Origin of the sequence: Mesorhizobium sp. M7A.F.Ca.CA.001.08.2.1, assembly GCF_003998455.1 — a bacterium.
In the GTDB taxonomy this organism is placed as follows: Bacteria; Pseudomonadota; Alphaproteobacteria; order Rhizobiales; family Rhizobiaceae; genus Mesorhizobium; species Mesorhizobium ciceri.
The window spans coordinates 1-6,183 of record NZ_RZPW01000354.1 but is presented as its reverse complement, the minus strand read 5'-3'; the positions used below and the strand labels follow the sequence as shown (position 1 = coordinate 6,183).

The following is a 6,183-nucleotide window of genomic DNA, read 5'->3' as shown; positions in this document are numbered from 1 at the left end:
CACTGTCCATCGGGCCGCCGGGAACCGGCTGGCAGGACACGATGAGACTGTTGGCGATGTCTTGTCGCTGCACGTCGGCACTCCCCTGTCGCCATCACGATAAATGGAAAATACCAGATTACAACCAGTTCATAACTGGTATTATCTTTGCAGCTCGAAGACGAAGTCGTAGACGTCTCCCTTGTAGCGTGTCTCGCAGTATTCCACGATCTGTCCGTCGGCGAGAAAGCAGCGGCGCTCGGTCATCAGCAGCGGTGCGCCCATCTCGCAATGAAGGTGTCTTGCATCCTCCAGCGATGCGCCGCGCGAGCGCATGCGCTGGATTGCCCTCTGAGGCAGGAAGCCGCATGCATCTAGCGCTTCATAGAGGGAGTCCTGAACCATCTCGGGCGAAGGAAGGAAGCGAACCGGCACGGCCGAGACCTCGACGGCGATCGGCGCGCCATCGGCCGTCCGCACGCGGCGCATGCGGATTACATTGGTGTTTGCGGCAATACCCAAAGCCATCATTTCGGCTGGCGATGGACGGCTTATCTGTTTGGAAAGCCATAGGCATCCAGGCTTCAGGCCGCGCGCCAGAATGTCCTCCGAAAAGCTCGTCAGCGTCGAAAGCGATTTTTCGACCCGCGACCCGATCTCGGTTTTGGAACCATGCCGGCGATTGAGCTGCCCTTCCTCTTCGAGCAACGCCAGAGCTTTTCTCACAGTGACACGCGAGATCGACAGGGCTTCCGCCAGAACCCGCTCGCCCGGCAGAACCGCGCCGGCCTTTAAAGCGTTGGAACGGATCGCTGCCTCGATCGCCGATTTCAACCGTCGGTAAAGCGGCACATCGGAGGCTGTCGCTTCCATCTCCCGACTGACAAGCCCGATCAGGTTCACGGTTGTCATTGCTCTTCCTCCCGCGCGAGAAGCACCCAGGATCAAAACATTCCTGACTGGACCCATACTGGTATTATCAATCCGGTGCAAACGTCCCGCGGGCGGTGCCTCGTCCGCGCCGTCAGCGCACCACGACCCCTCAGCGAACCTTCGGTGACAGCTTCATGGAGATGCGATCGCAGGCAGCACGCAGGACCTCCAGAGTAAAGGCATGGCGGCTTTCACGCGTATGGCGATTGATATAGGCGACGATAATGGAGGCGACGGCGCTGCCGTCCGGTCCGATGACCGGACAGCAGATATCGGTGATGCCGACGAAATCACGGCTCTCGCGCATCCAGTAACCGTCCGCGCGGATGGTACGAAGCTGCTTTTCCAGCGCCTCTCGATCCAGCGGCGCCGGCGAATGTGCCGCACATTCGTCGATCATCCGCGTCGCGACCTTTGGCGGTTGGAAGGCAAGGATCACATGGCCGGAGGTCGCGTCGGTGGCCAGGCGGCCGTAGCCGAGGCGCAGCGTGAACGCCATGTCCTCGCCGCCGGGAACGGCCGCGGTCACGACGGTCAAGCCATGATTGAAGACGACCAGGTGCGGCGACTGATTTGAGTCCCCGGCAATCCGCGTCAGCTCGGGCATTGCGGCGGACATGAGATCCTGAGCGCTCGGCGTGTGCAGCCCCAGCTTGAAAAGCTTGTCGGTCAACGAATAGGCGTCGGTCTCGGCGTTGCGCTCGATATATTGACGCTCCTGGAGCGCGATCAGCATCCGGAAAATCTCATTCTTCGAACGACCGAGGCCTTCCGCGATCTCCTTCATCGTCAAGGGCGCCCGCGCCTCCGCCAGCAGCTCCAGGACATCCAGACCCTTCGTCAGCGCCGGGGCCGAATAGGTCGGTTTGCCACTCTCTTTTGCGTCATCTGCCATTCGAAGAATCCCCGGTGGTCCACGCACGATAGAGACAAGAAATCGGAATTGCCATTGGTTTTATATCCAAACTTGACACCATATATAAAACTGACATGATGACGGGGACAATGAATTTCGAGGCCGACCAATGACCGTACAGAGACCAGCAAACACTGTCCGCGCGACCATCACGCCGCGGAACAACAGTGTTTACACGTCGGTCGATTTCGATCGCGAGGGCAAGCAGATCGGCTTCTTCCATGTGCCCCAATCGCCGCACGACGATGCCTGGGGCACGGTCCGCGTTCCACTCGCCGTCATCAAGAACGGAGACGGTCCGACGGTCCTGATCGAGGGCGGCAACCATGGCGACGAATATGAGGGGCCGATCGCGCTCGGCGAGCTTCTGCGCGAGATCGATCCACGGGATATAGCCGGTCGCATCATCGCGATTCCGGCCATCAACATTCGGGCCGTCGAGGCCGGCACCCGCACCTCCCCGGTCGACGGGTTGAATTTCAACCGCAGTTTTCCAGGCGATTTCAACGGCACGCTGACAAGCCAGATAGCGGCCTATGTGCATGACATCCTGTTTCCGAAGGCCGACTACTTCCTGGATCTCCACTCCGGCGGTTCGTCCCTGATGATCCTGCCGAGCGCGATCATCGAGCCCTCCCCGACCGCGCAGGGGCATCGCAAGAACATCAAGGCGACGCTCGCCTTCGGGGCGCCGACCGTTGTCATGGTCGACAATCTCGGTGAAACCCGGACCTCGACCGCGTCCGCCAATCACCAGGGGCTGATCGTCATCGGCAGCGAGATGGCCGGCGGCGGCCTTGTCAGTCCGGATGCGTTGGCCATCTGCCGCAGGGGCATCCGCAATGTGCTGAAACATGCAGGCGTCCTGAAGGGCGCGCCTGACATTGCCCCTGGCGCCAACGCACGCGTGCTCAAGGTGCCCGGAAGCGAAGGCTATCTGCTTTCCGAGGAGGACGGTGTTTTCGAACCCTTGAGCCCGCTCGGCAGTGCCGTCAGCAAAGGCGACCTTGCCGGACGCATTCACTTCCTCCACACGCCGTCGCGCGCGCCCATCGATCTCCTTCACCCCATCGACGGCATCGTTTTCGCCAAGCGTCAACCCGGCCGCGTGCGCCCGGGGAATTGCTGTTTCGTGCTGGCCAACGAATATCCGGAGGCACTGACCGATGAGCCATGAAGACATCATGGCGGCTGCCCGGCGCATTGCCCCCTTCATACGGCGCACCCCGGTCGTCAAGCTCGACCATGCCACGGGCGCGAACCTCCAAAATGATGTCTATTTGAAACTCGAATGCCTCCAGGTGAGCGGCTCCTTCAAGATCCGGGGCGCCACGAACCGGGTGAAAACGCTCGAGCCGGGCCGGATCGAAAACGGACTGGTCGCCGCATCCGGCGGCAATCACGGCCTGGCCACCGCCTATGTGGCTGCCCGGGCCGGCGCTCCCGCCACCATCTACCTGCCGAACAATGCAAGCCCGCTGAAGGCGGAAAAGCTGCGCAAATGGGGCGCTGACGTTCGCTTCCAAGGCAAGGTCTGGGATGAAGCGCATGAGGCTGCATCGGCCGAGGCAAAAGCGCGCGGCGCCTTCTACATGCATCCCTTCGCCGATGCGCAGATCGTGTCCGGCCAGGGAACCGTGGCGCTGGAGATGGTCGACCAGATTCCCGATGCCGACATCTATATCGTCGCGATCGGCGGAGGCGGCCTCATCAGTGGCATGTCCGAAGTCCTGAAGCACGTCAAACCCGACGCCAGGATCGTTGGTGTCGAGCCGACCGGTTCACCGACCCTTCACGCGTCCCTGACTGCCGGCCGTGTCGTTCGCTTGCCCGAGATAACGACGAAGGTGGCGACCATGGCCTGCGGCCGCACGGACGAAAGTATCTACGAGATCGTCGCCAAGCACGTCGACGACATCGTCCTTGTCGAGGATGCGGACATGCAGAAAGCCGCTGAAGTGCTCTGGTTCGAATTCGGCATCGCCGCCGACCTCAGCGGCGCGGCATCGCTGGCCGCGTTGATGAGCGGAGCTTTCAAGCCGCCGCGCGGCGCCCGCATCGCCGGGCTTGTCTGCGGCGCCGGTGTCGAAGGCCTGAACGGCTGAGGTCGAGAAAGGCCGGTCCACGCAGGACGCGGCCCGACATGGATACGGCACGAGTGCCGCGGAATACCGCCGGAATGCCTGTCGCTGGGACGGTCGTCGTGCGGGACATGAAAAAGAGGCGAAGAATCGTCCTGTCGCAACAAGAGGAGAACTGAAACATGCGCATTTCCCTGAAAGCATCCATTGCTCTGCTTGCACTCGCCATCGCAACGCCCTCGCTTGCCGCGGAAAAGGTTCTTGGACTTGCGGCAATCGACCTGCAGAACTCCTTCTTCGTCCGCATGAAGGAAGCTGGCGACGTGGCTGCCGCCGACTATGGGGTGAAATCCACCTGGCAGAGCGCCGAGGGTAGCCTGGAAAAACAGGTCAGCATCATCGAGAATTTCATCAATCAGGGCGTCAGCGCGATCCTGATCGATCCGATCGACAAGAACGCGGTCATTCCGGTGATCCAGAAAGCCACCGCCGCCGGCATTCCGGTGATCACCATGGGCAACAAGGTCGAGGCAGGCTCGAACTATTCGACGCTCTATCCGGACTACGACAACATGTCGATGGTTGCCCGCGCGCTCGGCAAGTCGCTTGGCGGCAAGGGCGAAGTCGCCCTGCTCGTCGGTTCGCGTGGCAACTTCGTGTCCGACACGCGCGAAAAAGGCTTTGTCGAAACCCTGAAAAAGGAGTTTCCGGACATCAAGGTCGTCGGCATCGAGCCGACCGGCTGGGACGCAGCCAAGGCAACGAATGCCGCCCAGACATGGCTCACCACCTATCCGGACCTGAAGGCCATCGGCTGCATCTCCGACAGCCTTTGCCTGGCAGCCGATTCCGTTGCCAGTTCGATGGGAACCCAGCTGCTCTACGGCGGCTATGACGGCGACGCCGAGATGAAGCCGCTGATCGACGACGGCAAGATGGTGATGGACGTGCTGACCGGCGCCTATCGTGTCGGCTACTGGAACATCGCCGTTGCCGCTCGCCTGGCCAACGGCGAAAAGCTGCCGCAGGATCTCTACATGCCGACCTATTTCGTGACCTCGGATGCGACGGCGGCGAAGCTCAAGGCGGATGGCCTCACCTTCGAATACATCAACACCGACAAGGAGGCGGTGGAAGCCAAGAACTATACCGAGCAACTCGGTCCCAAGGTTCCGGCGACCGCCATGACCCTGGCAAAGTAACAGCCTAAAGCGGCTCAAGCGCCGGATGACGTATCATCCGGCGTCCCCTTTTCCTGACGATCGCCGTCGCCGCTTCCGTGGTGACCGCGCATGATGCTCGATAAGAGGACCGACCCATGTTCCAGTCCTGGACCTCTCCGTTACTACGGCGCAACGAACCGGTTCTCATCGCGGTGCTGCTGGTCGCCATCGCCGTCTTCGGCTGGATCGATCCGCGCTTTCTGTCGACCGGCAACCTTGTCAGCATCGCGCAGCAGAGTGCGGTCATCGCCCTCATCTCCTTTGCCATGACGGCCGTGATCATCGCGCGCGGCATCGATATTTCCGTCGGCAGCAACCTCGCCTGTTCCGGCATCGCCGCGGGTCTTGCCTATACGGCAACCGGCTCGGCGAGCCTGAGCCTTCTCGCCGCGATCGGTGGCGGTGCCGCGATAGGTCTGCTCAATGGAGCGCTGATCGGCTTTGCCGGCATCTCTCCCTTCATCGCAACGCTCGCCACCATGGCGTTCGCGCGCGGCCTGGCGCTCAGTCTCTCCGGCGCATCCAGCATCGCGGTCGCCGATCCGGTCCTGCTTTTCGCCGGACGCGAGACAATCGGCCTGCTGCCGGTCTCCGTCATCATCGCCGCCATCTGCCTGAGCCTCTGGTGGTTCGTGCTCAATCGAACGGTATACGGGCGTTGGATCTATGCGATCGGCGGCAATGCGGGGGCGGCGCGGGCCTCTCTGGTTCCCGTCGACCTCGTGCGCATCTCCGTCTACCTGATTGCCGGTGCGACAGCCGGGCTCGGCGCGATCCTCACCATCGGCCGCCTTGGTTCGGCACAGCCGCTTGCCGGCACCGGCCTTGAATTTACAGCCATCACAGCCGCGATCATCGGCGGCACGAAACTCTCCGGCGGCCAGGGCTCGATCTGGGGAACGGCGATCGGGGCGCTGCTGCTGGGCGTCATCAACACCGGCCTGTCCTTCCTGCAGGTGCCGCAGATCCTGATCTATTTCGTGACCGCGAGCCTCATTCTGGTGGCCGTTCTCACCAGCCAGCCGGAGAGTGTCGCCGCCTTGTTCAAGAC

Annotated in this window: 6 protein-coding genes; 4 read left to right on the top strand and 2 right to left on the bottom strand. The window is 61.9% G+C overall.

The genetic code is table 11. The features are described from left to right. Window positions 1-141: 141 nt before the first annotated feature. Entirely contained in the window at window positions 142-891 is a 750-nt protein-coding gene (locus tag EN914_RS20400) for a GntR family transcriptional regulator (protein WP_024503980.1), read from the bottom strand. Between the two features lie 130 nt (window positions 892-1,021). After that, window positions 1,022-1,807 (bottom strand): IclR family transcriptional regulator, encoded by a 786-nt coding sequence (locus tag EN914_RS20395; protein WP_024503981.1) that lies wholly within the window; start codon window positions 1,805-1,807, stop codon window positions 1,022-1,024. Between the two features lie 130 nt (window positions 1,808-1,937). Between EN914_RS20395 and EN914_RS20390 the strand changes: the two genes are divergently transcribed. The 4 genes from EN914_RS20390 to EN914_RS20375 form a co-directional block, all read left to right on the top strand. After that, on the top strand, window positions 1,938-3,005 hold the full coding sequence (locus tag EN914_RS20390) for a succinylglutamate desuccinylase/aspartoacylase family protein (RefSeq protein WP_013530437.1): 1,068 nt from the start codon (window positions 1,938-1,940) through the stop codon (window positions 3,003-3,005). Beyond that, window positions 2,995-3,933 (top strand): threonine/serine dehydratase, encoded by a 939-nt coding sequence (locus EN914_RS20385; protein WP_024503982.1) that lies wholly within the window; start codon window positions 2,995-2,997, stop codon window positions 3,931-3,933. Before EN914_RS20390 ends, EN914_RS20385 begins: the two co-directional genes overlap by 11 nt. 158 nt (window positions 3,934-4,091) lie before the next feature. Continuing rightward, the gene (locus tag EN914_RS20380) at window positions 4,092-5,111 is read left to right on the top strand and encodes a sugar ABC transporter substrate-binding protein (RefSeq protein WP_013530435.1); all 1,020 of its coding nucleotides are present in this window, start codon (window positions 4,092-4,094) and stop codon (window positions 5,109-5,111) included. Window positions 5,112-5,227: 116 nt separating this feature from the next. Continuing rightward, window positions 5,228-6,183, top strand: a 956-nt coding sequence (locus EN914_RS20375) for an ABC transporter permease (RefSeq protein ID WP_164778818.1), incomplete at its 3' end; no start/stop codon positions are given.

Coding starts and splice junctions, on each gene's coding strand:
- EN914_RS20395 (WP_024503981.1), bottom strand. CDS start 1,807: ATGGCAGATGACGCAAAAGAGAGTGGCAAACCGACCTATTCGGCCCCG.
- EN914_RS20385 (WP_024503982.1), top strand. CDS start 2,995: ATGAGCCATGAAGACATCATGGCGGCTGCCCGGCGCATTGCCCCCTTC.
- EN914_RS20400 (WP_024503980.1), bottom strand. CDS start 891: ATGACAACCGTGAACCTGATCGGGCTTGTCAGTCGGGAGATGGAAGCG.
- EN914_RS20390 (WP_013530437.1), top strand. CDS start 1,938: ATGACCGTACAGAGACCAGCAAACACTGTCCGCGCGACCATCACGCCG.
- EN914_RS20380 (WP_013530435.1), top strand. CDS start 4,092: ATGCGCATTTCCCTGAAAGCATCCATTGCTCTGCTTGCACTCGCCATC.